Source organism: Aliiroseovarius sp. D2-2, from assembly GCF_055809455.1.
The window spans coordinates 2,403,225-2,426,370 of the sequence record NZ_CM147913.1 but is presented as its reverse complement, the minus strand read 5'-3'; the positions used below and the strand labels follow the sequence as shown (position 1 = coordinate 2,426,370).

Sequence of the window (23,146 nt, the reverse complement as noted above, 5' to 3'; positions counted from 1 at the left end):
GTGTTCTTGAGAGATCAAAATGTATAAAGCCGTTAAAACTATGACCGCCTGCTCCACCTTCGCTGTGCTCTCGAACTGTGCCAGTCTTGAAACTCCGGGCAACCTAGAGCCAGTCCAACAAGGCGATGCGTATCAAGCACAGTATCGTGCACCGACAACCGCTGACTCTGACAGCGGCTATTTGCGCTCGTCCACGATGAACGCGCAAAAATGCTTGCCGTTGCGCGGAGGGGCGGGAGGCAAAGGAACGATCCATCTGGTCGGCGAAAGGTTAACGCGTAACGATCTGGTTGAGGTGTTCGTCAGTGACGATGACACTTTTGGTGGGTCGTACGTGGTTTCTCGTGACGGGACGCTCAAGCTGCCGTTTCTAAGTCCTGTGCGTGCTCAAGGACGTTTGACCTCTGAGATTGAACGCGACATTGCGGCGAAGCTTCAAGCCGGCGACTTTTTCACAGACCGCCCGAATGTCTCCGTACGCGTCAAAGATTTTGCATCTGTAACCGTTGGAGTATCCGGTGCTGTTTTCGAACCTCATGCGACCGAGATCGGCGCAGTTTCAGGAGAAGACATCGACAATCGCCGTCAGGATGCTTTGGGCGCGTCGTCTGAAGGACGTAACCTGTCCGCCGCATTGCGTGCTGCAGGGGGCATTCGCCCAGATGCAGATATTTCAGCCGTTGAAGTCGAGCGTGGATCAAATGTCTATAAGATCGATATGCGCGGTGTGTTCGAAGGGCGCAACAACGTCGATATCATGCTTCTTTCTGGTGACGAAGTACGTGTGCCAAGTCGCTGGTGTTTCCAAGAGGATCTGATGCGTCCAAGCCCGATTAGCCCCCCGGGCATCGCGCTTTTCGTATCCAACCTAACTCAGCCCGCCACCGGCAACGCGCCGTCGGCCAATGGCAAAGAAATCCGTCAGGTGCCTTACGGAACGCGCTTCCTGCAAGCTGCGATAAACATGAACTGCGTCGGAGGTGCAAAAACCACTAGCGCAAACCGTTCGGCTGTTTTGTTCTCTCGCAATCCAGAAACCCAGGTGTCTGCGGTTGTTGAGCGCAATATCGAGCAGTTAATGCGGCGTCCGGAACGGGACGATTTTGACCCTTATCTTCTTCCCGGAGATGCGCTGGCCTGCTACGACAGCTCGGTGACGAACATCACCGAAGTTGGTCGTGTTCTTGGAGTGCTTACCTTGGGAACACTCTAATCGTCTAGGTGTTGCGCGCGTTGAATTCGTTCAGCGTGCGCGCCCAAAGATCCGGTAGCTCTGCAACCATTTCCATAACAGTTGTAAGGTCATTCGACTTGGCGGCTGTTTCAATTGTGCGCAGGCGATCTGCCACGTCCAAAGCGCCAATTGCGGCTGCGCCTCCTGCAATATTATGGGCCGATTTGACCAGATCCGGCAGGGTACTGACCGTCGAAGCGCTGTATGCAGCATTAAACGCGGAAAGTTCGCCCGATACGCGATCAAACAGCTTTTCATGCTGCTCGGCACCGATCACTTCACGCATCTCAGCGAAATGATCGTTGGATATGAGCGAACCAGATACACCTGTCGTTCCCACGACGTCCTCAGAGCCCCATTTTCCAATGATTTCGTGCAGTGCTTCTGCATTTAGGGGCTTGGTGATAAGGTCGTTCATCCCGTCTTCCAGGAACGCCTCATGCTCTTGCGGTAGAACATTCGCCGTCAGGGCTACGATGGGTACCGATCTTGACACGCCATTCCCGGCGCGGATACGTCGCGTGGCTTCGCGCCCATCCATGACAGGCATGCTGATGTCCATGAAAATAAGGTCGAAATGGCGTGCGTCGGCCAGCTCCACACCGGTTTCACCGTTCTCTGCGGTTGCCACTTTGTGACCGGCCTTTTGCAGCATCTCTTTTGCCACGAACTGGTTGATCTCATTGTCTTCGACCAACAAAATGTCGAGCGATCTGGTGGATTCCTGAATGCTCTCTTCCGCGGTCTTAGGTTTTTTGCGTTTCACGATCCGTGTTGGGAACGAAACGCTGAAACATGTTCCTTTGCCAACGGTGCTCTTCACATCGACCTTTCCGCCAAGGGCTTCAACGAACCGTTTCACAATCCCCAAGCCAAGCCCCGTGCCCCCAACTTCGCGATTGTAAGAGGCATCTCCCGTTACGAAATCCTCGAAAATTCGGTTGAGTAGTTCGCCTTCAATGCCTGCGCCAGTGTCTGAAACGCGCAGCTGAGCCATGGTCTGCCCCGTCGCGTTTTCTGTTACTTCGGCTTCAACGCTGATGCGGCCTTCATGTGTAAATTTGATGGCGTTGCCGACTAGGTTGACTAGAATGTTCTGGATCTTTCGTTGGTCGGTCTCGATCCAATCTACCGGATCGCCTTTCCATCCCCATTCCAAGGTCGTCCCATTGGCCATAGCCGCGCTGGATTGGCTGCTAACAATATCTTCAAGAAGCGTGCTCAGGGCTACTGGAGAAAGACGCGCCTCGAGTTTTCCAGCATCGTAAGTGGTAATGTCCAGCACATCCGAGATATGGTTTGTCAGTAAATGCCCCGACTTTTCCATGTTCGATACATAGGTCGATTGTTTGTCACTCAACTTAGTATCTTGGAGCAACATGAGGTTGCCCAAAAGTCCGTTCAATGGCGTGCGGATTTCGTGGCTCATGGTCGCCAGAAAGTTTGTTTTGGCTTGTTCGCTTTCAAGCGCTTTATCGCGCGCTTTGATCAGTTCCTCATCCGCGGCAATGCGTGCAGAGATGTCGCGCAAGAATGCCACAAATATCTCTCCATCAGCGGTGTTTGCGGATTGCAATGCCATTTCGACGGGGAAAGAGCTGCCATCCGAACGCATGCCTTCAAGCTTCACGCGACCTTGGCCGACCACGCGCCTTTCACCTGATCTACGCATACGCCGCATGCCAGCAACATGGGCATCTCTGAGTTTCTCGGGAACGATGAGTTCACCAAGCTCTTTGCCCAATGCATAGTTCTTGGAATACCCAAAGATTGTTTCCGCAGCGTCGTTGTAATCAAGCACTTTGCCAGACAGATCTGTTACGATTACTGCGTCCAGAGATGTGTTGATGATGGTCTCTGTTCGGTCTTGCGAGTTACGTGCAGTTAGCATGTTGCGTCGGTTGCGTTTGCTGGTCGAGTTCAAAAGCAGCGTTAGCCCTACAAGAGCGATCGTAAGGAGCCCAATCGCGATTGCCAGTTGGCTAAGTGTTTGCAGCAGAGAATTACGTCGGACATCAGACAGATTTGCGAAATAGAGAAGCCCGGAATTCGAGAGCGCACGCGCAACCGGTCCCAGTTCATCGGTCTTTTGCAGGATCTGGGGCAGGGCAGTACTAAGCGCTTCATCTGAAGCGTCAATAAACGCGGTCGTTTCGTTTAGGAATGATTGAAGAGAAGATAAGCTGGTTCCAAAAACAAGTTTACCTCTTAGATCGGAATAGATATTTGATTGCGTTAGTGTGTTGATACGGCTGTAGAAAATATCAAATTCACGGCGAACGAGTTCAAGATCTGGTGAGTCACTTTGGCTTGCCATGATTGCAGCATGCTCGAACTCAAGGAAATCCACTTCCGTTTGGGTCAGAGACCATTGAATGTTGTCTGAATCTGCAGAGTAAAGTTGCCTAATGTCTCGTGCGACATCAATTGAAAGAACGGTGATCGCAAAAGTCGAAAGCCCGACGAATAACGCCAGGCTCAATACACCAATCTTACTATTTGCTAAGCGGGAGAGCATGACATCAACCCTTGTCGGTTTTCTATTCACAAAAGGTTACTGTAGAAATTCAAGCCGCGCGAGCTGCCAAATACTTTGTGAGTAAATAACTTCGGTTCGGAATTGTGCCGATGAATCATAGGGGTAGATTACCCAAACTGGTCCTTTCTCACGTACGGACATTGGAATTGAGTTGCGCTTGACCGCAAGGATAGGCCCCCCAACGACCGCATTGCTGACCGGAATCTCGACGGCGTAGTCATTCAGGGCCACGGCGCTGATGGTGCCTGATGTAATACCAAGCGCCTTTGTGAGCGTCGCAAGTTCAACGCCCTCGAAAACTTGTACGCCTTCGGTCCAAATGGTCGTGGTTTCGATTGTTGTCATTCCGAGTGCGTCCAGACCCGCAAGGTCGAACTCGATCTTTTGGGCCGTGTCAGTGCCATATGTGATGGTGAGCAGTACATCGCCTTCTGGTGCTTTGAAATCAGCGCCAAGAACCGTGAGTGGTGTCATGAAGATGAACGCTATGATGGCCAGCAGTTTAGAATACATCGGATTCTCCTGTTTACTGCACGCATTCTAGAAAACAGGAAAGTTCTTAGACATCCTCTATTAAGTATAGCGACCTACCCGATCGGATAGGTCGCTATATTCTTTCAGGCGGCGAGGGGGTGGGCTCTAATCCGACCTGAAAGAAATTCGTTTAGCTCAAGACCTAGATCCGAGCGCGCAAGAGCGAACGCTGCCGTGGCTTGGACGAAGCCCTGTACAGAGCCGCAGTCAAACCGTTCACCCTCAAATTGGTAACCGGCAACGGGCGTCGACGCGATATCAGCGCAGATCGCATCCGTTAGTTGCAGCTCGCCCCCCGCACCGGGTTTGATATTTGCGAGGCGGTCAAAAATAGATGGTTCAAGAATGTAACGTCCAACGATTGCTTGGTTAGAAGGCGCATGCTCTGGCGTAGGTTTTTCGACCAATCCACGCGCTTTGATGATAGGTCCGACCGATGCATCGGGATCGATCACACCGTATGAGGCGATTTGGTCCGGTGAAACCTGCATGGTTGCAAGCATGTGACCACCCAAATTGGCGTGTGCGTCGATCATTTGACTAAGCGCGCCCTTTGGAGCGGAAATCACGTCATCCGGCAGCAACACTGCAAAAGGTTCGTTGCCAACAAGACGACGCGCGAGGCTCACGGCATGGCCAAGGCCGCGCGGATGTTTTTGGCGTACGAACGAAAGGCTACCTTCTGGAAGGTTGGTTTGCTTGAGTGCATCCAATGCGGTTGTCTTGTTGTTGTCACGTAGTTGTTGCTCAAGCGCACGCGCAGTGTCGAAGTAATCCTCAAGTGCACCTTTTCCTGCTGCGGTGACAAATATGAACTCTTCAATCCCTGCTTCGCGGGCTTCATTAAGCGCGTATTGAATTAAGGGTTTGTCGACGAGCGGTAGCATCTCTTTCGGTACTGATTTGGTTGCAGGCAGGAAACGTGTGCCCATACCGGCAATCGGGAAAACGGCTTTGCGAATATGTGTCATTGGAATGGCCTTTTAGAAAATGGGATTAGTAAGCACCACGTCCGGTGGCGACCGCACGGAAGGTGAGAAGAATGAGAATGAGATCAAGAAGGATTGTGCGTGATTTTGTATAAGCAAGGTCCATGTCGATCATTTTTTCAAAGCTAATTTCAGCGCGCCCTGAAACCTGCCAGACACCGGTGATACCCGGCTTTACTGCCAGTCGTCCGTGCGCGCGCGCAGGGTATTGTGCGACTTCGCTTGGCAGGGCAGGGCGTGGCCCTACGATGGCCATGTCGCCCAGAAACACGTTGATCAACTGTGGTAGTTCATCCAGCGACGTGCGGCGCAACAATTTTCCAATGCGGGTTGTGCGAGGATCGTCTTTTTGCTTGAAGCAGATACCTTCACGCTCGGAGTGAGCAAGCAGGTCTGCGCGGCGTTCTTCAGCATCAATGTGCATCGAACGGAATTTGAGAACACGGAAGGGCTTGCCGTCTTTCCCAACGCGAGTTTGTGAGAAAAACGCTGGCCCCTTGCTGTCGAGTCTGATCAATCCCGCAAGGGCCAGGAACAGTGGCGACAATGCCAGAAGTGAACCGCCCGAGATCAACAGATCCTGAGCGCGGCGCGCTGTGCTTGTCGGAGTTGGCATCAGTTTGGAGCGTTTCAGGCTTCCGGCCAGAAAAGACAGGTTTCCCAGCAGATAGCGTTTCGCCATGCGACGAGGCTCTATCGCCAGGCGCCAGATCCATTCCAAATTTGCCGCGCGAATTGCACTTGGGGCGCGTGTCACATTTCCTGCGCAGAAATCAAAGAAAGCGCCAACGCCCATGGTCAAGGAAGGGGTCAGTTGGCGTGCGTTACGCGACAGCCAGATGTCTTGTTGAGGCACACCAAGCGCGACCAACAGAATATCGGCACCGCTGTCATTTATGTTTTTGATCAACGCGTCTTCATCGCGCATGTCGTCAAAGCCATTCGCTGAACCTGCGATACGTAGGCCGGGAATGTCATGTACAAGGGACGCAGCCGCTGCGTCTGCGGTTCCGGGCTTCGCTCCAAGAAGAAAAACGGATTTACCAAGCTTTGCCGCAGCGGCCATCAGCGCAGGGATGAAGTCTGTGCCATTGAGGTTCTCTTTCAGAACTTCTTGATCCATTTTCGCAGCAAGTTCGATGCCGATGCCATCTGGAAGGCGGTAATCTGCACTCATGACCGCAGCGCTGTAATGTGCATCTCGACGCGAGATGTTTACGCAATGGGCATTCATAAAGCAGACGCGGCGTCGATCAGGGGCAAGCAGTACTTCCACAGCAGTGGACGTTGTCGCGTCCATGATGGACATCCCAAGGGCAGGGATGTGTTTTGTCAGTGAAGATACATCAGTTTTCATCAAAGACGCTTGGTTGGCGTAAACTGCGGTCGCAGTGTTTGTTTCAATTCGAGCAGCAGATGTCATTGTCGTCGCCTTTCGCGGTTCGTTGCTTGAACTAAACCTGACGCAGCACGATCTGCGGCTCAACGGAGCGAACGGACAACTTGAGGAAACAAGGGATGGGCATGAGGCGCGAATGAAGCGAAAGATGAATTGATGACTAGTCGACCTATCCGATTGGAGAGGCGTACCTAACCAATCGGGCGTTTGATTTGCCCAATTAATGTCGTATTCAAAGACTAACTATTTGGCGACTAGGAGGCTCACTTAATGCGTGTTTTGATTGCCGATGACCACGACCTGTTACGAGACACTTTAGTTATGTTCTTGGAAGGGCAGGATAATATCGAAACTCAAACGGCCGCTGATCTTGACGCCGCTTTGGAAATTGTTTCAAACGAAGCACCGTTCGATTTAATTTTGCTCGACTACAACATGCCAGGGATGAACGCACTTGCGGGTTTGACCAGGGCAATGGAGCACGAAGGTGGGCAACGCGTTGCTCTTATGTCAGGGCAGGCAACACGTGACGTTGCGGAAAAGGCGCTTGAAGCTGGTGCCGCTGGGTTCGTGCCAAAGACGCTGCCTGCGAAATCGATGGTGAATGCAATCCGTTTCATGGCTATGGGCGAGCAGTACGCGCCAATCGATTTTATGACTGCCCCAGTAGACGAGCCTCAAAACGAACTTGCTGATAAGCTCTCGCCGCGCGAGTTTCAGGTGCTGCGAGGTCTGACCGAGGGTAAGTCCAATAAAGAGATTGCACGCGATCTGGATATTCAGGAACCAACGGTTAAGCTTCATGTCAAAACGCTTTATCGCAAGATTGATGCGGCGAACCGGACACAGGCCGCTTTGATCGCACGCGAAGCCGGTCTGTTTGCCGATACCCTATCGGATAGGTTCGGCTGACCCTTTGCCCCTTCGTTCTAGCCGAGGGCGCACACGCGTATCGTAATCAGAGCCGTTATATTCAGACCATGGAGATCATGGAATGAATATGTACGTTACCAAAGACCAACCAGTCCGTTTGCCGATATTCAAAAAGCGGTTCGATGTGAAACGCGTACTCGTGGGCGGGAAGCTTAGCGATCTAGGACGACTGCCCCGTTACACGGCTTTTGCGCTTCTTGGCCTGACGCTGATTTGGGCGCCGATCACCGGCTACCTCAAGTCCGCTCCACTGGTTTTCAAATCCACCGTGTCGCTCATCCTGCCCGGCTCTGGTGCTTCGGCGTCAATGAACCTCAATGGCATCGGGCAGGCGACCTCTTACGCAAATTCAGCGTTTTCCAGCAATTCTGTCAGCCCGACCGAGACTTATAAGCGCCTTATCGGTGCAGACCGCATTCTGAACGCGGCAGCAAAGAGCACGGGCGAAACACGCCAAACATTTGGAAGGCCGCGTATCAATCTGGTGGACCAAACTGGATTGATCCACCTTGAGATGTCTGGATACAGCCCTGAACAGTCACAGAAACGGGCCGAGGCGCTGCTGGATGCGTTCTTTATTGAACTAGATGCACTGCGGTCCGATGAACAAAGCACGCGCGAAGATAGCGGGCTGGCGGCAATCGAAGACTATCGCGCATCTGTCGCCGAAACGCGCGATGACATTGAAAACCTGCAAGCCTCATCCGGCCTGCTTTCAGCGGGTCAATATGACGTGCTGCTTTCGAATGCGAGTGCATTGGAGGTTGAGCTTAACACCCTGTCCGGCACCCTAAGCGACCGTACTCAATCCGTGCGTGCGTTAGAGGCCGCATTGGGGCTTCGTGCCAAAACTGCAGCAGAAACGCTAAAGGCCTTTGCTGATCCAGAGTTTGTATCGCTCAGCGATGAACGCTCAGTTCAGGCGGCTACCCTTGCTGATCTTAAGTCTCGGTTTGGGGATAAGCACCCCAAGGTTCAATCAGCACGACGGGCGTATGATGCGGTGTCGCGTGCTGCGACCCAGCGTGCGGCTTTCGTGACAGGTCTTCAAACTCAAGAATTGAGCAAACTTGACTTTGCACGAGACGGAGCACGTGCCGATCTGCTTTCGCGGTTGGTGCAGCTTGAAACAGAGCGTGCAGGTGTCCAGCATAAATATGAAACACTTGATACGCAGCTTTCTGATCAACACACGCGACTGGAAGCATTGGCAGGTCCCGCTGCACGCCTTCTGGATCTTCAACGCGACTTCTCAGTTGCCGAAGCGATCTTTGCCTCGGCGATAGCGCGCAATCAGTCCAGCAAATCGGACCCCTACGCGTCATACCCGCTTGTTCAAGTCCTCGAAAACCCGTCTTTACCCGAAAAGCCGTCGTCGCCAAGCCGTAAACTAGCTTTGGTGGCGGGCATAGCAGCCTCTTTCTTTCTGCTTGTCGGCTTGGTTCTGGGATGGGTGCGTCTTGCACTACTAGGACGGCTTTTGAAAAAGCCAGAGGCCAAGTAACGATGGATATGAACCCGGTCGAGCGTTTTGTTTTTCGCGCACTGGCTTACACGTGGCCGTTCTATGCGCTGGGCGCACTCTACGTTGTAGGTCCTGTGCTGGCTTGGTTGCTGGCCGGATTTGCCTTGCTGTGCTGGTATTTGGGCGATGCCGTGCGAGAAGACATGCAAGTGACAGGGTCTGTACCAGCGTTAATCTGGGCTTGTGGGGCAGGGATGCTTGTGATGCTTGTCGCGCTTTGGCTGGGGCACCTGAACTGGGACCTCGGAATGAAGACGATGATAAAGTCTTCGATCGGTTGGGCCAAAGGCTGGGCGCTTCTCGCGTTGTTTCCTTTAGCAGGTGCATTGCTTCCAATACGCCGCGATATCATCGTTCGCGGTCAAAGCGTGGTTGGGGCCTGCACGCTTGTGCTTGCCCCTTTATTGTTGGCAGCGCCCTATATCGGACTACCAGAACGTATATTTACGTCGCCTCTTAAAGCCGTCGGCGGTCCCGGTCCCGAGTACTTCACCGTCTACTTTTTTACTTTTGACCCGGCGAGTTGGACGCCGCGTTGGCAGTTCTACGCCCCTTGGTCGCCATTTGCGGCACTCTTGGGGGTCGTGTCCGTTCTCATGGCACTTGAAGAAAAAGACTTCAATTGGCGGTCGATCGGGATTGCCGCAGGTGTCTTGATGATCCTCGCTTCAAAATCCCGGATGGGTCTTGTCGGACTTGTAGCCTGTACTACACTGCCGCGCATGATGCCCTTGATCACCAAGGCATGGGCTTGGAAAACAGTTGCTGGACTAACCGCATCGCTTGCGGTGATCGGGACCGCGCTTTTCCAGTTTTTCAAAGACTTCGTTGCTGCGTTTCGTGGCGCACGCGCCGACAGCACGCGCGTGCGAGAAACTCTTCAGAGGATAGCTTATGAGAGGTGGCAGAACGAAGCAGTATGGTTTGGACACGGGCGCGTTCAGCCGGGGCCGCATTTAGTGGAATACATGCCCATTGGCAGTCATCACACATGGTATGGGCTGCTTTTTGTGAAGGGAATTGTAGGTTTTCTTGCGTTGTTGGGACCGATGCTCTTCCATACTCTGTTCACGATGTATGACGCGGCCCGACATCCTCGTGGGCGTCTTCCTTTGGGGATTATGCTGACGTTGATCCTGTTATCATTTGGTGAGAACATCGAGATCGAAGTATATCTCCTTTGGCCCGCTTTGATGATACTGGGAATTCACCTGAGAGAAGTCGCAAGTGATCAGTGAGTAGCCAAAACTTCAGCCTGATACACAGAATGGTTTCGGCACTGCATTGTGTTTTGCTTGTTGGACGCGCTCTGCGAACGGCCTCCAAGGATGAGGCGTTGTTCGACACCGCACCGTCCAATGATCAAAGGCGTCGAGAAGGTTAGTGGTGCTTTCATATACGCGTTGGGCTTGTCCTCGAGCGTCTTGGCAAGCGTGATGGGGCATAGAGTGATAGTAAGGCAGACCGCACCGAGCCAGATCCGGTCAACAAGGGTAGACATCACTTTGCGGCCTTCGGCGTTGCCGATGAGGATGTTTGATAGCTTAGCCTTTGTGGTGGCTGCCTCCTGAGGACGTGCTTTTTCTAAAATCCAGGCCTAGGTCACTGGCGTGCTCAGGTGCACGCAAATGGCTTGCTCGACGCCCGTTTCAATCTAGGAGGCTGGCAGGCGCCAACCCCGTTGGATCACGTCTTTTGATCAGTCGATTTGAGGTGCAGTAATGATGGGTCTTTCCGTTTTTCTTAGTGTGGCTGGGCGTTAGGTGATCTTCCCGATTATCAAAGAGCTTGCCTTTGAGAAGGGGGTGCGCATTGCGCTTGAATGTAGAGCCGCGCGGTCTTTGGGTTGAGCTGGACAGTTGCGTTTGAACCCGATCCCAGAGGTGCTGAGCGACAATTGCGTCGTGCTGCTCCGGATAGACTTTGTCCTGATGGCGATGGGGCAGGTGCCTGTTCAAATTGGCAATGGGACAACGGCGAGAACATCATCAAGATCCACGACGATCGGCCTAACCTATGACGGACGGCCGATCACGAGGGTGTTTTGCTTAAAAGCTTCGGTTGCAAATAACAAGATCACTGCGCTGCGATGGTTGAGACCAACATCAGGCACTCCATTTGGGTCTCCTTTTGAAATTGTGTCTCGTTATGTTTGATCTTGCGGTGTCGACCGATTGTATTGGCGCAGATGCCACGCGGCAGCGATCGTTCCGACGAGTATCGCAGCGACTGAAGCCCCAAGTGCGGCCAAGCCGAGCCAAACGAAGACTGGCAAGAGCACGACGGCAAGGACGACACCGAACGCGGCACGGGCGATTGATTTGAAAGTTTCCATTTTGTAGTTCCTTTTTGTTTGTGTTTGTCGTGTTGATTTAGAGAGGGAGGCGTCCGGTCATGCTTTCCAGCACACCGTCGCGGCGAACGGCCTTATGCCAAATCGCTCCGGCAATATGCGCCAGAAGCAGCAGCGGCAGGAGTGTCAGGGCAACTTCGTGCAGGCCGATCATCGCTGTCAGGAACACACCGCCAAGAACGGGCGTTGCAAACCCAAGGGCAATGCCCAATCCGGTCAGGACAATGGCGAAAACGCTGCCATAAAGCCCTGCATGAACCAGTCGGGAGGCTTTGTGTTCCCAGTTTGGCGCGTCCTGCGGCAACCGTGTGGTGCCGGCGACTGCCTTGGTCCAGATCAGCCGCGCAAGGAACACGGCCCCCAAGCCAAGAGCGAACCAAATTTCCAACTGGAACAGTGCGGGATCGGCAAGTTGCGATACATCTTCAAGGCCTTTGAAATACCCAAAAGCGACAAGCGCACCCGAAACCCAGTGAAGGCCTTTGGTGACGAAACCGTGCGGTTTAGCAAGGGCAGTCATGGTGTATCCTTTCATGTGACTTCGCGGAGGTGTAGCGCCGCCAATGGCAGCGCCATGGGGCAGTTATCGCGGCAACTGCGCGAGGTAGATCGGTGGTTCTGGCAGGTAGCTTTCGGCGTCGCCCATCAGAACGATTTGCCCATCACGAATGGTCAGGCCAGAAGCCTCGTTGATGTTGTCGATGCCATAAGCGTCTGTCACGAGCCCGCTCATTTTGATGGAAAGGACGGAACTGAACGCCTCGCTATTGGCCAGAAGACGACCATCCTCAAAGCCCATGCCTGCGATGGTAAATTCGGCCCAGTCGCGCCCTGCAGCAACTTCAAGCGAGGGTGACAGAGCCATATCGATGATGTCGACAGCACGGCTGCTCAGATCGATGGCGTAAAGCCGCTTTTCGCCCGTCTTCTGCGCCGTGAACAGGGTGTTCGTGGCTGGATCATACGCCGCCGAGCCAAGCTGCGTTCCCGCGACCATTCCGTCGATGGCAAAACGATCAGTTTCACTCCAACCTTCGCCTTCGCGTGCAAGGATGACGACGACGCCACGCTCTCCCACAACGGCTGCACGGCCATGCCCAAGGTAGGCGACGCCTTCTGTGTCGCCGGTCCCAAGCGGCTTGGATGAGACTGTGATTTGCGACAAGACAGTCATGTAATCAGCAGATACCTCGGCGACGACACGATTGTCCGTGCTGATTAGGTAGGTGGCGCTATCCGCCATCCAGGTGATGCCCGCAGGGTTTTTCACGGCGGCATCAAAGGCGATGCTGCTGCCCTGAAGAATTTGCATGTCTACGATCGGGGCATTTGCAGGGGCCGGATCGACTTCGGGAATGCGATCATAGATTGTGTAGCCGCCAAATGCGGCCGCGCCGACGAATGCGGTGACGATGGTTGTCTTGATGATGTTCATTGTGAAAACCCTCTTTGTTTCGATTTGATGAAACAAAGATGGAGGCTGACTCTCACATCAGCTTGGCCGCAGGTTTACATATTTGTCATTTTTGAAAATCGACAGACACGGTAAGACCGCGCCCGTTTGGACCGTCGGAAAGGGTCAGCGTGGCATCATGCAAATCGCATATTGCCCGCACCATGGAGAGGCCCAGACCAAAGCCTTCATCTTGGCGCGTGCCCTCAAGCTGAAATAGGGGCTGAAGCACTTGGTCACGTTGGTCGATCGCAATCCCGGGACCTTCGTCGGACACAGATAGCGTTGTGCCCTCAACTGCAAGCGTGATGGCCTGCCCTTCGGGGCCGTAGCGAAGCGCATTCTGGATCAGGTTTGCCATCAGTTGGAAGATCAGATCGGCGTCGCCGTTTACCTGCGCGGCGTCAGAGAACTCTTAGGTGCAGCGATTGGCCGGTATCCTCGATTACGGGCGCGAAAGTTTCTGTAACCTGTTCCGTTAGGAATCCAAGGTTGACGGGTGCAAAGGCCGTCTTGCCCGCCCCTTGCTCGATCCGCGCCAATCGCAGCAGCGCATTGAAGGTTCCGGTAATGTGGTCGATTTGCTCCAACGCAGCGCCAAGATCATCAACACTGACGGGCCGCTTCTGTTCGCTCAGCGCGATCAGAGTGCTTTCGATTTGGGCGCGCAGTCGGGCAAGCGGTGTGCGCAGATCATGGGCGATATTGGACGATTGCACCCGCATTTGGCCCACAACTTGTTCAAGCCGGGCGGTGGTAGAGTTGATCTGATCGGCCAACAGGCCAAGATCATCGTCGCGCCCATCCAGCGCGATGCGCGTCTTAAGGTTGCCTTGAGCGACCTGTGCAAGCCCTGCACCGATAACGTCCAGTCGCTTTTGACTGCGCCAGGCCAGCAAAAGCCCGGCAAGGGCCCCCACCGCCAACATCCCGACAAGCGAGACCATCATGCCCGCCCCTAAGATTGCACGCAGTTCTTCTTGTCGGTCAGTGCTCTCAGCAATGATGATGCGACCATCGGGTCTGTTCTCAATCAAATACCGAAATTCTGGATCATCGTGATCGGAAGGGTCAAAATCATAGGTTCCATCAGCCTGTCTTTGAATTGGAAAAGACAAGCTGCCCAAGGATCCTTGCCCCGTGACCACAAAGATCTCTTGTCCAAACCCCGGTTGAGGCAAGTCTTCTCCAGCGCCCAATGCCATTCGCACGATTTCCAACTGCGCCTGCAGCCGTGCGTCCACCAATCGGTTCATTTCTCGTTGGACCAAAAAATAGGTCGCTGCCCACGCCATCAAAGTGATGATGGCGAAAACCGACAAAAGGCTGAATGTCAGTCGAATGGCCGACAAGCGGTAAAACGTCTTAAGCCGGTTCAAAAACATAACCAGCCCCTCTGATAGAGCGGATCAATTTGTCACCGAAGGGCTTTTCGATCTTTCCGCGCAATCGGCTGATATGCGTCTCAACGACACTGGTCGTTGGGTCAAAATTCAGGTCCCAAACCCGCTCAAGCAACATGGTGCGTGTTTGAACGCGACCTTTGGATCGCAAAAACACTTCAAGCAACAAGAACTCTTTGGGGTTCAGGTCAATCGGCTGGCCCCGACGGGTGCAAGTGCGTTTGTGCAGATCAATCTCAATGTCACCCGCAGCCAGAAGCGAGGATTGCTCTTCGGTGGCACCTTGCCTGCGGACCAAAACATCAACGCGCGCCAACAACTCGCTGAATGCAAATGGCTTGGCAAGATAGTCGTCGCCACCGGCGCGCAAGCCTTCAACGCGATCCTCGACATCATCCAGTGCAGTTAGGAATATCGCAGGTGCAGTAACTTTTGCCTGTCGCAGCGCCTTGAGAACGGAAAGCCCGTCCAACCCCGGCACCATCCGGTCAAGGACAAGGACCTCGTAATTCTGGGTCGTGGCAGCAACGAGCGCGTCTTTGCCATTGCTGAACAGGTCAACGACATGGCCAGCCTCGCGCAGACCTTTTTCGATCCAAGGTCCGAGCGTCTTGTCATCTTCAAGAACCAAGAGACGCATGGCTGTGCTCCTGTTTAGGCCGAGTGGTGCGGCGCGCTGCATTCTCTACCGACTTGCCGAATTTTAGCATGTCGGTCAATCCAATTGCACCGCGGAAATCAAAGAGCTCTATGTGCAGTTGGCCCGTCAGACCAAGCGTTTCCCAGCTTCGCTCTACCATTCCGGTAAGGCCAGAAGGGCCGCAGAGAAAGGCTTGGCAATTCATAGGCAACCCGCGCAAATACTCTTCCAGCAGCGCCTCGCTCATGCTCTCTCCATGATCATCCGTAAGCACGAGCAAGTCCAGCTGCGGCAGCCGGGCGGCGTGGCGCTTGACCTCATCAAGTCCACTCACGCTATCAGGTGAACGGATAGACCAGAGCAGCTTGATCGGCGCTGACTGATTGGGCTTTAGTTGATCCAGTGCGGCCAAGAACGGTGCGATACCAACGCCCCCGGCAACCCAAAGCTGCGCCGTGCGCTTGTTGTTGATCTTCGGCAGAAACCGTCCCTGGCTGCGGCCTATCCAGACCTCGTCGCCCGCTTTCGCGTTTGTCACGAAGTCACGGGTCCAGTCGCCACTTGCCCGCACCACAAAGCGGCGCGACGTGGCATCGCCGCCAGCGATCGTGAATGGGTGCGCCTCTGAATTAGGCGTTCCAGTCGACAGCGCGGCAAACTGACCCGCGCGGAATTTCGGCAGCTTTCCCTCGCCGCGCAATGTCAGGTCGATCCCGTCTTCAAACGGCGTTGCGGTCTCAATTGTCATCTTCGTGGTCGGCGCGATCTTACGCAACAGCGTTTGCACCCAAGCAACCAATCCAATTGATGTCACGCCGAGCATTGCGATCCAGGGCGCGCTTCCGACGATCAACGGGCTGGCGATGAAGAACGTGTGATACGCCGCCACAACAAAGATCGGTCCCATCAGCATGTGGCTGAATTTCCAAATGCGATAGGGGATCGCGCGAAGCATCGCCGTTGCGGTCAGCAGCAAAAGCCCCACGCCTGAGATTACACCAGCGCCCTCTGCGCTTTCAGCCAGAAACGGTAGAAGCGCAGCGCCAGCCGAGGAGGCGAGCGCCCAATGCCCGATTGTTCCGATAACCGCGAAACCCGCAAACCAGCGATGTGCGATATAGGACTTGTCTGGACCTCCGGTGAAGCGATCGACGATCTGCCAGCGTGCAGCCAAGACCAATGAGACAGCCATCGCCGAGAGCGCTGCCGCGCCCAACCCCACAGGCAAAATGCTTGCTGTGGTCACGAAGGGCGCGACCAGCGCAAAGTGGAGAGCGAAAAAACTGAGTGCGGCAAAGATGGATTTGAGTGTCATTTGGGCCTCTCATGAAAAATGCGCGAGTTGATGTCTGAAATATCAACTGCGGACCTCAAATCTGCCTGTTGCCAATCTTACAATTTTGTAATGTTGCGGGGACTGAGAGCCCCTGTGCGACCAGCTATTATATTGGCGGACATGATCAGCCTGAAGGTGCTCGGAAGCTCTTTGGTTGGCCGAGCCTGCGACAGCGATGAACGACGACTGGATGACTTCTTGCAGGGGGGAACTAGTTTTTTGCGGGCACATCCGCCGCCACAGGTCTACAGACGGCTTTGTGCAAAAATGGGTTTGGTCATTCTGCTTCCGGTGACAGCAATTGGGCTTGGATGCGTTTGTAGCCATATCCGATATGTGTGCGCTGGATATATCCGATGGCGGCCGTATCACCTTGCTTCAGCGCCCTGTTGATGTCCGCAAGTTCGTCGACCAGCGCTTTCGCCACTTCGGGTCCGTTCTGAGTGCTGACGCGATACCAGGTGCTCGCCGCTTGGTAGTAGGTTTGCCACCAAAACGATTGCAGCGTGGTGTTGCCGATCAGGCTGGCGATTAAACCATGAAGCTGGTGGTTGATTTCGACATATCGCCTTGGGTCAAAGTCACGGCTTAGCGCCTTGGCCTGCTGAAGTAGATCATGCCCTGTTGCTTTGTTGGCCAGCGTAACTGTCCGCGGCGACAGAGTTCCAATCAGTGACGCGAGCTCCAGCCGAACATCATAGACATGACGAATTTGCGCGGGGCTCAGTGCGACAACCACCGTGCCGACGCCGTTGCGCGTTTCGATTAGACCCAAGTGGCTGATGCGGCTGATCGCATCCCGCACCGGCGTGCGGCTGACACCAAATTCAGCGGCAAGTTCGGCTTCTTTCAATTGGTCACCGGGGCGATAATCCAAGAAGCAAATGCGCTGGAGTATCTCAGTTTGGATCGTTTGAACGGTGCTTTTGGGGGTCGCTTCAGTCGCGGTTTGGCTGATGGTCACAGAATTCTCCTTATGCAATGCTGCATACACCAAAGCCTCAGTTGACGCCAGTGCAGCAGTTTTTAGGATATTGACCCGGAAGCTGTATGCAGCTTAGCGTTTCAGAAGCGAACGACTCACTGAACTGGAACCAGACACATGCTAAACGAAGCTAAGACCCGCACGCTTGCCCTTCAGGCGCTCATGCAAGAACAGGGCATTCAGCGGGCCGTCTTTACCGACGAAAGTTCAATCGCCTATCTCGCCGGTTTCTGGGGCTATCTGGGCATCGAATTTGGTCGACCCTCCATGCTGGTGGTGGATGCAGTCGAGGCCCCGGTTGTTATCACGCCCTTGATGGAAAGCGAGATGGTCGGGGCCATGACCTGGGTCGAGGATGTGCGGGTTTGGGAGGACATGGGCCAGCGGACGTGGGGCAGGGCCCTTTCCGAAGTCTTGGGTGACACGCCGAGTGATATCTGGGTTGAACGCAGCACCCTTCCCGCGATCGTGCGCAATTATATGGATGAGGCGTACCCGGGCGTTCCGGTCAAAGACATCTCGCCCGTGTTGGGTGCGCTGCGGACGATCAAGTCCCCGTTCGAAATTCAGGTGATGAAAGAAGCCGGTCAGATCGCCGGAGCGATGATGGCGGCTGCTCACGGCAGTCTGCAGGAAGGGGCGCAGGAGTACGAAAGTGCGTTGGCGGTGATCGAAGCAGGCTCACGCAAAGCGGCGACGTTCCTGACGGACAAGGGTTGGGACAGGTTCGTATCACCAATGATTCACAACCTGCAAATCCTGCAAAGCGGCAAGGACACGTCCATGGTGCATCGACGCGCCTCGGTGCGCCACTACCAGCGGGCTGATCCGGTTTATTTCTGCTTTTGCAACATGGCGCAGTTCAAGCAATACAAACTTGGGTTCGACCGGATGTTCCATATCGGCGAAGTGACCGATGAAGCTGCCCGCGTGCAAGAGGCTGCCATTGATGCCCAGCAAGCCGCAATCGCAGCCATCCGCCCCGGCATTCAGGCGCAGGACGTCGCAGCTGCGGCCAACGAAGTTTATGCCGCGCGGGGTTATGAAACCGGTTATCGAACGGGGCGATCCATAGGGGTCGCATATCTTGAAGCGCCAGAATTGAAGGCCGGTGATACCACAATCTTGCAGCCCGGTATGACCTTCGCCGTCGACGGAGGCATTTCCATCGACGGGGTCACGGCGGGGCGCATCGGCGACTCGATTGTCGTGACAGAAACGGGATTTGACTACATTACCGACTATCCCCGCACGTTGTTGGTCACGGATCGCTAATGGCAGGTTGCACGTTCCGCCTTGCCGTCGGGCAATCGCCAGCCGATCTGCCCACAATGCGCGACCGGCTGGGTTGGTTGAGAGAAGCTTTGCCGACGGTCGCCAAACAAGGTGCTGACCTGCTGTTATTGCCCGAGCTTTTTGCGACTGGCTACAATATCGGCGCGCAGATCGTTGAACGGGCCGAGCCTGCGGACGGCCCCACTGCCAAAGCTATCGCAGCGCTTGCCCAAGCACACGGCGTCGCTGTTCACTATGGCTTTGCCGAAACTGAAGGAGCATCTATATTCAACGCCGCCCAATGCTTTGGCCCGGACGGCGCGCGTTTGGGTGGCCACCGAAAATTGATCATCCCTCCCGGATTTGAACACGACCACTTCACGCGGGGCAGTGGCTGCGACGTGTTCACCTACCGCAATGTGCGCATTGCCACATTGATCTGCTATGACGCTGAATTCCCCGAGACCGCGCGCCATGTCGCGTCTCTTGGGGCGGAGCTTATTCTCGTTCCCACAGCCCTTGGGGCACAATGGGAATGGGTTGCGCAACGAATGATTCCAACCCGTGCCTATGAAAACGGCGTTTACCTTGCCTATGCCAATAGTGCCGGGATCGAACATGGGATGGAATTTCTGGGGCAAAGCTTCATTGCCGCGCCAGACGGCCAAGAACTCGCGCGGGCTGGGGCACAGCCAGAGATTATCTTTGGCACGTTGCAGCTCGATAAAGTGGCTGCCTCACAAGCCCGGCTTCCCTACCTTAGGGATCGCAAGTTGTTCGCGCCAGATATCACCTGAACTTCCATATGATTGAAAACCCGTAATTAGAGGTGCACGGTTGGCAATTGGTTGGGCGTTGTTGGATGCCTAGCAACGGAATTGAGACTGGTTAGAAAGTGTCTGGCAGCTCCGCCAGCTAGCTTTACTAGTAGGTAGATGGATATTTTTTACGACTAGTTCTGTCTCGCCTACTTTTGACCTAGTGTAAGATGACATCGGTGCCGCTTAGATTTTCTGAGGAGGCGATGTGAGGTAGGTCAGGCGGTCAGGTCTTAGTGGCAACATAAAGTGCTCACTGGGCGGGAAGCAGGCAATCGCAGTTTAAGCACTAGACCCATTAAAGTGCCAACAAACCGAACCTGCATATCTTGTGTTGAGTACACACCGATACAGTTACAACCATCCGCCCTTTGAAGCAGCTAGATTCTGGATCATCGTTTCAGCGCAGACGTTGTTCGGTTTTGGCATCAAAGAACATGCAGTTTTCGGCATCGAACCCAACAATAACAGCACTGCCCTCCGGCAGAGTGTCTTCCTCGCGGTTTTCCACAATGATCTTCTCACCATCTTCTGCGATCAGATAGTCGTAAGATACTCCGCCAAGATGTTCGCGCAGATCCAGAACGGTTCCACCATCACCCGCTTCGATCCTGAGGTGCTGAGGGCGCACGCCAACCAGAACTTGCTGGCCTTCGGCTGGAAGCGTCACATTCGTCTCGATTTCACGACCGCGAAGCGATGGTATCACCACGTTACCCCCAGCCACGATCCCTTTAAGGAAGTTCATAGCAGGGGACCCGATAAACCCGGCGACGAACCTATTGTCGGGGTCCTTATAAAGCTCCATCGGACTGCCGACCTGCTCGATCACACCTGCGCGTAAGACGACAATCTTGTCGGCAAGCGTCATTGCCTCGACCTGATCGTGCGTCACATAGATCATCGTCGCGCCAATCTCCTTGTGCAGGCGTGCGATCTCGACGCGCATGTCCACGCGAAGTTCAGCATCCAGGTTTGAAAGAGGTTCGTCGAACAAGAATACTTCGGGTCCGCGTACAATGGCACGCCCGATTGCAACACGCTGTCGTTGACCGCCCGAAAGCGCCTTTGGTTTGCGTTTAAGGTAGTCGTCTAGTTGAAGAATACGGCTGGCTTCGCCAACTTTCTTCTGGATCTCTTCCTTTGGGTGGCCATTCATTCGCAAGCCAAACCCCATGTTTTCTTCGACCGACATGTGCGGATAGAGCGCATAGGTTTGAAAAACCATCGCCACACCTCGTTCGGACGCGTCCATATGTGTCACGTCTCGCGCGCCGATCTTGATTTCCCCGGCGGTCGTTTCCTCAAGTCCGGCGATCATTCGCAAAAGCGTGGACTTGCCGCAGCCTGATGGGCCGACGAAAACACAAAACTCGCCATTGTCGATTTGCAGGTCGATGTCGTGGATGACCTGAACTTCACCATATTTTTTGATGGCATTCTTGAGTGTTACGCCGGACATCGGAAACTCTCCTGTTTACGAGCTTGGGAACTGCCAGTTTTCGGCAGCCTGAGCGATTTCTTTTGCGGTGTTCAGAAGCACAGGACGCAGACCGTCCAGTTTTTCCAGCGAGTATTTTTGTGTGGTTGTTGTGATAGACAAAGCACCGATCACGCGTTCATTCGAAGACAAGATCGGGGCTGCAATGCAAATAATGCCCGGCTCATGTTCTTCTCTGTCATAAGCGACGCCGTCGGTGTTGATCTCTTTAAGCTCTGCGCGCAACGCATCAGCGCTGATCAAAGTATGATCCGTGTGTTTGTGGAAAGACTGATTCTGGATGGCTTGCTCTAACTCTGCGGGCTTCAGATAAGCCATCATCGCTTTGCCAACACCTGTGCAATATCCGGGGCCAACCTTGCCGGCTTGCGAAAACATTTCGACTGGCGAGGCTGCGTTGCGTTTGTCGACATAAAGCACCTGCCCGCGATCTATCTGGGCCAAGTGAATAGTCTCGCCTACCTCACGCGACAGGGCATCCAGAAACGGACGTGCAACCGGCGCCAGCGAGCTTTGTCGCCAAGCCGCATGTGCCAAACGCACAAGGCGCATCCCAGGGGCGTACGTCTGACGTTCCTCATCATAGCTGAGCAGTCCTTGAGACGTGAGCGTCTGAAGTAGGCGATAAAGCGTGGCCTTGGGATAGGGCGAACCCTCCAGCACATCGTTAAATCGCACTGGGCGCATCTTTTCGGCGACCATGTCCAGCACATGTAGTGCCTTTCCGACCGTGCCGCCCGCTGCCTCTGGTGGCGTCTCCATTGAACCCATAAAACGTCTCCTCCTGTTTCCCGTCCTCCTAAGGAAACTGTTGACATCTGTAACCACGATTCCGCATAGTTTCAATAGTTGAACGTAAGTTTCAATATATGGAACTAAGAATTGGCTGAAAACCTTGGGAGGAAACTCATGCTAAATTCAATGAAAGCTTCTGTCGCGACAGTGGCTGTCACCGTAGGTCTTACGACCTCTGCAATGGCTGAAGATCTGTCTGGAACGCTTCGCATCATCTCGGACATGTCAAACCCTGCACCACGCGCGATCATGGAAGGCCTTGCGGCTGACTTTGACGCCATGCATTCCGGCCTGACAGTCGAACTGGAAGTGGTCGACCGCGAAGCCTGGAAAAGCCAGATCCGTAATGCACTTACGGCAAATCCACCGGACGTGATCAATTGGTACGCTGCCAACCGCATGGCCCCCTTTGTGAACGCGGGTCTGTTTGAAGACATCTCGGACATGTGGTCAGGTGGCGATTTGCCCGGATTGGACAGCGTCAAAGGCGCGATGACCATCGACGGTAAGCAGTACGGCGTGCCGTACACCTACTATCAGTGGGGCATCTATTACCGCGAAGACATCTTCAAAGAGCTGGGCCTGACCGAACCGGCAACTTTCGATGAAGAGATCGCCAACTGTCAGAAGATCGTTGATTCGGGTCGCAAGTGTTACACCATTGGGTCGAAGTTCCTTTGGACCGCTGGTGGTTGGTTCGACTACATGAACATGCGCACCAACGGCTTTGACTTCCACATGAAGCTTGCCACTGGCGAAGCGGAATGGACGTCAGACGAAGTGCGTGCAACCTTCGCCAACTGGCGCAAGCTGATCGACATGGGCGCCTTCATTGACGACCACCAGACCTATAGCTGGCAGGAGGCTCTGCCCTTCTTCGTGAATGGTGAAGCAACCGCTTACCTGATGGGTAACTTCGTTGTGCCCCACCTGCGTGAAGCTGGCCTTGGTGATGACCAGATCGACTTCTATCAGTTCCCGAAAATTGCAGACGTGCCTATGGGTGAAGACGCCCCGACCGACACGTTCCACATCGCGTCGAACGCTCAGAACAAAGCGGCAGCGCGTGCATTCCTGCAGTTTGTGACGTCACCTGACGTTCAGTCGAAGATCAACGGACCTGATGGTCTGGGTCAGCTGCCTGTAAACGCATCTGGGTCCGTGGCTGATGACGAGTTCATCAAACAAGGCTTTGAAATGCTGTCAAACAACGCCACCGGCGGAATTGCACAGTTCTTCGACCGTGACTTCCCCGCCGAAATGGCGTCGGTTGGCATGGAGGGCCTGCAAGAATTCATGGTGTTCCCGGACAATCTGGAAGACATCCTGAACCGCTTGGAAGACGCACGTCAGCGTATCTACAAGTAAACTGAATTTGCGAGCGCCCTGCCTATTGGTGGGGCGTTCGTTCTCATTCACCAAATGCCACACGCT

General features: G+C 54.2%; 22 protein-coding genes. 7 read left to right on the top strand and 15 right to left on the bottom strand.

The window, feature by feature from the left end:
* Positions 1-40 precede the first annotated feature (40 nt).
* Complete coding sequence (locus tag AC0L6A_RS11955) at positions 41-1,213, top strand: polysaccharide biosynthesis/export family protein (protein WP_473290297.1); 1,173 nt, start codon at positions 41-43, stop codon at positions 1,211-1,213.
* 4 nt (positions 1,214-1,217) lie between these two features.
* Here the strand turns inward: AC0L6A_RS11955 and AC0L6A_RS11950 are convergent, their stop codons facing one another.
* From AC0L6A_RS11950 to AC0L6A_RS11935, 4 genes are all read right to left on the bottom strand, one after another.
* Positions 1,218-3,716 carry an ATP-binding protein gene (locus AC0L6A_RS11950; RefSeq protein WP_473290296.1) on the bottom strand — a complete coding sequence of 833 codons (2,499 nt, stop codon included), beginning with the start codon at positions 3,714-3,716 and terminating at the stop codon, positions 1,218-1,220.
* A 72-nt stretch (positions 3,717-3,788) separates the two neighbouring features.
* Positions 3,789-4,286, bottom strand: coding sequence for a putative pterin-binding protein (locus AC0L6A_RS11945; RefSeq protein WP_473290294.1), 498 nt, complete (start codon positions 4,284-4,286; stop codon positions 3,789-3,791).
* Positions 4,287-4,390: 104 nt separating this feature from the next.
* Positions 4,391-5,278 carry a UTP--glucose-1-phosphate uridylyltransferase gene (locus tag AC0L6A_RS11940; RefSeq protein ID WP_473290292.1) on the bottom strand — a complete coding sequence of 296 codons (888 nt, stop codon included), beginning with the start codon at positions 5,276-5,278 and terminating at the stop codon, positions 4,391-4,393.
* Positions 5,279-5,303: 25 nt separating this feature from the next.
* Positions 5,304-6,719, bottom strand: coding sequence for a WecB/TagA/CpsF family glycosyltransferase (locus tag AC0L6A_RS11935; RefSeq protein WP_473290290.1), 1,416 nt, complete (start codon positions 6,717-6,719; stop codon positions 5,304-5,306).
* A 246-nt stretch (positions 6,720-6,965) separates the two neighbouring features.
* Between AC0L6A_RS11935 and AC0L6A_RS11930 the strand changes: the two genes are divergently transcribed.
* From AC0L6A_RS11930 to AC0L6A_RS11920, 3 genes are all read left to right on the top strand, one after another.
* Positions 6,966-7,607: a response regulator transcription factor gene (locus tag AC0L6A_RS11930; protein ID WP_473290288.1), complete on the top strand. Its 642-nt coding sequence runs from the start codon at positions 6,966-6,968 to the stop codon at positions 7,605-7,607.
* An 82-nt stretch (positions 7,608-7,689) separates the two neighbouring features.
* Complete coding sequence (locus AC0L6A_RS11925) at positions 7,690-9,132, top strand: GumC family protein (RefSeq protein ID WP_473290286.1); 1,443 nt, start codon at positions 7,690-7,692, stop codon at positions 9,130-9,132.
* A gap of 2 nt (positions 9,133-9,134) precedes the next feature.
* Positions 9,135-10,391, top strand: coding sequence for an O-antigen ligase domain-containing protein (locus AC0L6A_RS11920; protein WP_473290284.1), 1,257 nt, complete (start codon positions 9,135-9,137; stop codon positions 10,389-10,391).
* Here AC0L6A_RS11920 and AC0L6A_RS11915 read toward each other — a convergent pair.
* From AC0L6A_RS11915 to AC0L6A_RS11875, 9 genes are all read right to left on the bottom strand, one after another.
* Positions 10,385-10,654 carry a hypothetical protein gene (locus AC0L6A_RS11915; RefSeq protein WP_473290283.1) on the bottom strand — a complete coding sequence of 90 codons (270 nt, stop codon included), beginning with the start codon at positions 10,652-10,654 and terminating at the stop codon, positions 10,385-10,387. The two genes, AC0L6A_RS11920 and AC0L6A_RS11915, sit on opposite strands and share 7 nt — an antisense overlap.
* A gap of 645 nt (positions 10,655-11,299) precedes the next feature.
* Positions 11,300-11,488, bottom strand: coding sequence for a hypothetical protein (locus AC0L6A_RS11910; protein WP_473290281.1), 189 nt, complete (start codon positions 11,486-11,488; stop codon positions 11,300-11,302).
* 37 nt (positions 11,489-11,525) lie between these two features.
* A complete protein-coding gene (locus AC0L6A_RS11905) occupies positions 11,526-12,026 on the bottom strand; it encodes a cytochrome b (protein ID WP_473290279.1) in 501 nt (166 codons plus the stop codon).
* Positions 12,027-12,089: 63 nt separating this feature from the next.
* Positions 12,090-12,941, bottom strand: a complete 852-nt coding sequence (locus AC0L6A_RS11900) for a hypothetical protein (protein ID WP_473290277.1) — start codon at positions 12,939-12,941, stop codon at positions 12,090-12,092.
* An 85-nt stretch (positions 12,942-13,026) separates the two neighbouring features.
* A complete protein-coding gene (locus tag AC0L6A_RS11895; protein ID WP_473293484.1) occupies positions 13,027-13,335 on the bottom strand; it encodes a sensor histidine kinase in 309 nt (102 codons plus the stop codon).
* A gap of 28 nt (positions 13,336-13,363) precedes the next feature.
* Positions 13,364-14,344, bottom strand: coding sequence for a sensor histidine kinase (locus AC0L6A_RS11890; RefSeq protein ID WP_473290275.1), 981 nt, complete (start codon positions 14,342-14,344; stop codon positions 13,364-13,366).
* A complete protein-coding gene (locus AC0L6A_RS11885) occupies positions 14,325-15,002 on the bottom strand; it encodes a winged helix-turn-helix domain-containing protein (RefSeq protein WP_473290273.1) in 678 nt (225 codons plus the stop codon). Before AC0L6A_RS11885 ends, AC0L6A_RS11890 begins: the two co-directional genes overlap by 20 nt.
* Positions 14,983-16,317 (bottom strand): ferric reductase-like transmembrane domain-containing protein, encoded by a 1,335-nt coding sequence (locus tag AC0L6A_RS11880; RefSeq protein ID WP_473290271.1) that lies wholly within the window; start codon positions 16,315-16,317, stop codon positions 14,983-14,985. Before AC0L6A_RS11880 ends, AC0L6A_RS11885 begins: the two co-directional genes overlap by 20 nt.
* Before the next feature lie 298 nt (positions 16,318-16,615).
* Positions 16,616-17,302, bottom strand: a complete 687-nt coding sequence (locus AC0L6A_RS11875; protein WP_473290269.1) for a GntR family transcriptional regulator — start codon at positions 17,300-17,302, stop codon at positions 16,616-16,618.
* 138 nt (positions 17,303-17,440) lie between these two features.
* Here AC0L6A_RS11875 and AC0L6A_RS11870 point away from each other — a divergent pair, with 138 nt between their 5' ends.
* A complete protein-coding gene (locus AC0L6A_RS11870; RefSeq protein ID WP_473290267.1) occupies positions 17,441-18,598 on the top strand; it encodes a M24 family metallopeptidase in 1,158 nt (385 codons plus the stop codon).
* Entirely contained in the window at positions 18,598-19,395 is a 798-nt protein-coding gene (locus AC0L6A_RS11865; RefSeq protein WP_473290265.1) for a carbon-nitrogen hydrolase family protein, read from the top strand. The genes AC0L6A_RS11870 and AC0L6A_RS11865 overlap by 1 nt, the downstream gene beginning before the upstream one ends.
* Positions 19,396-19,816: 421 nt before the next feature.
* Here the strand turns inward: AC0L6A_RS11865 and AC0L6A_RS11860 are convergent, their stop codons facing one another.
* A complete protein-coding gene (locus AC0L6A_RS11860; RefSeq protein ID WP_473290263.1) occupies positions 19,817-20,878 on the bottom strand; it encodes an ABC transporter ATP-binding protein in 1,062 nt (353 codons plus the stop codon).
* 15 nt (positions 20,879-20,893) lie between these two features.
* Positions 20,894-21,688: an IclR family transcriptional regulator gene (locus tag AC0L6A_RS11855; protein ID WP_473290261.1), complete on the bottom strand. Its 795-nt coding sequence runs from the start codon at positions 21,686-21,688 to the stop codon at positions 20,894-20,896.
* A gap of 150 nt (positions 21,689-21,838) precedes the next feature.
* On the opposite strand from AC0L6A_RS11855, the gene AC0L6A_RS11850 reads away from it, so the two are divergent.
* The gene (locus AC0L6A_RS11850) at positions 21,839-23,080 is read left to right on the top strand and encodes an ABC transporter substrate-binding protein (protein WP_473290259.1); all 1,242 of its coding nucleotides are present in this window, start codon (positions 21,839-21,841) and stop codon (positions 23,078-23,080) included.
* Positions 23,081-23,146 lie beyond the last annotated feature (66 nt).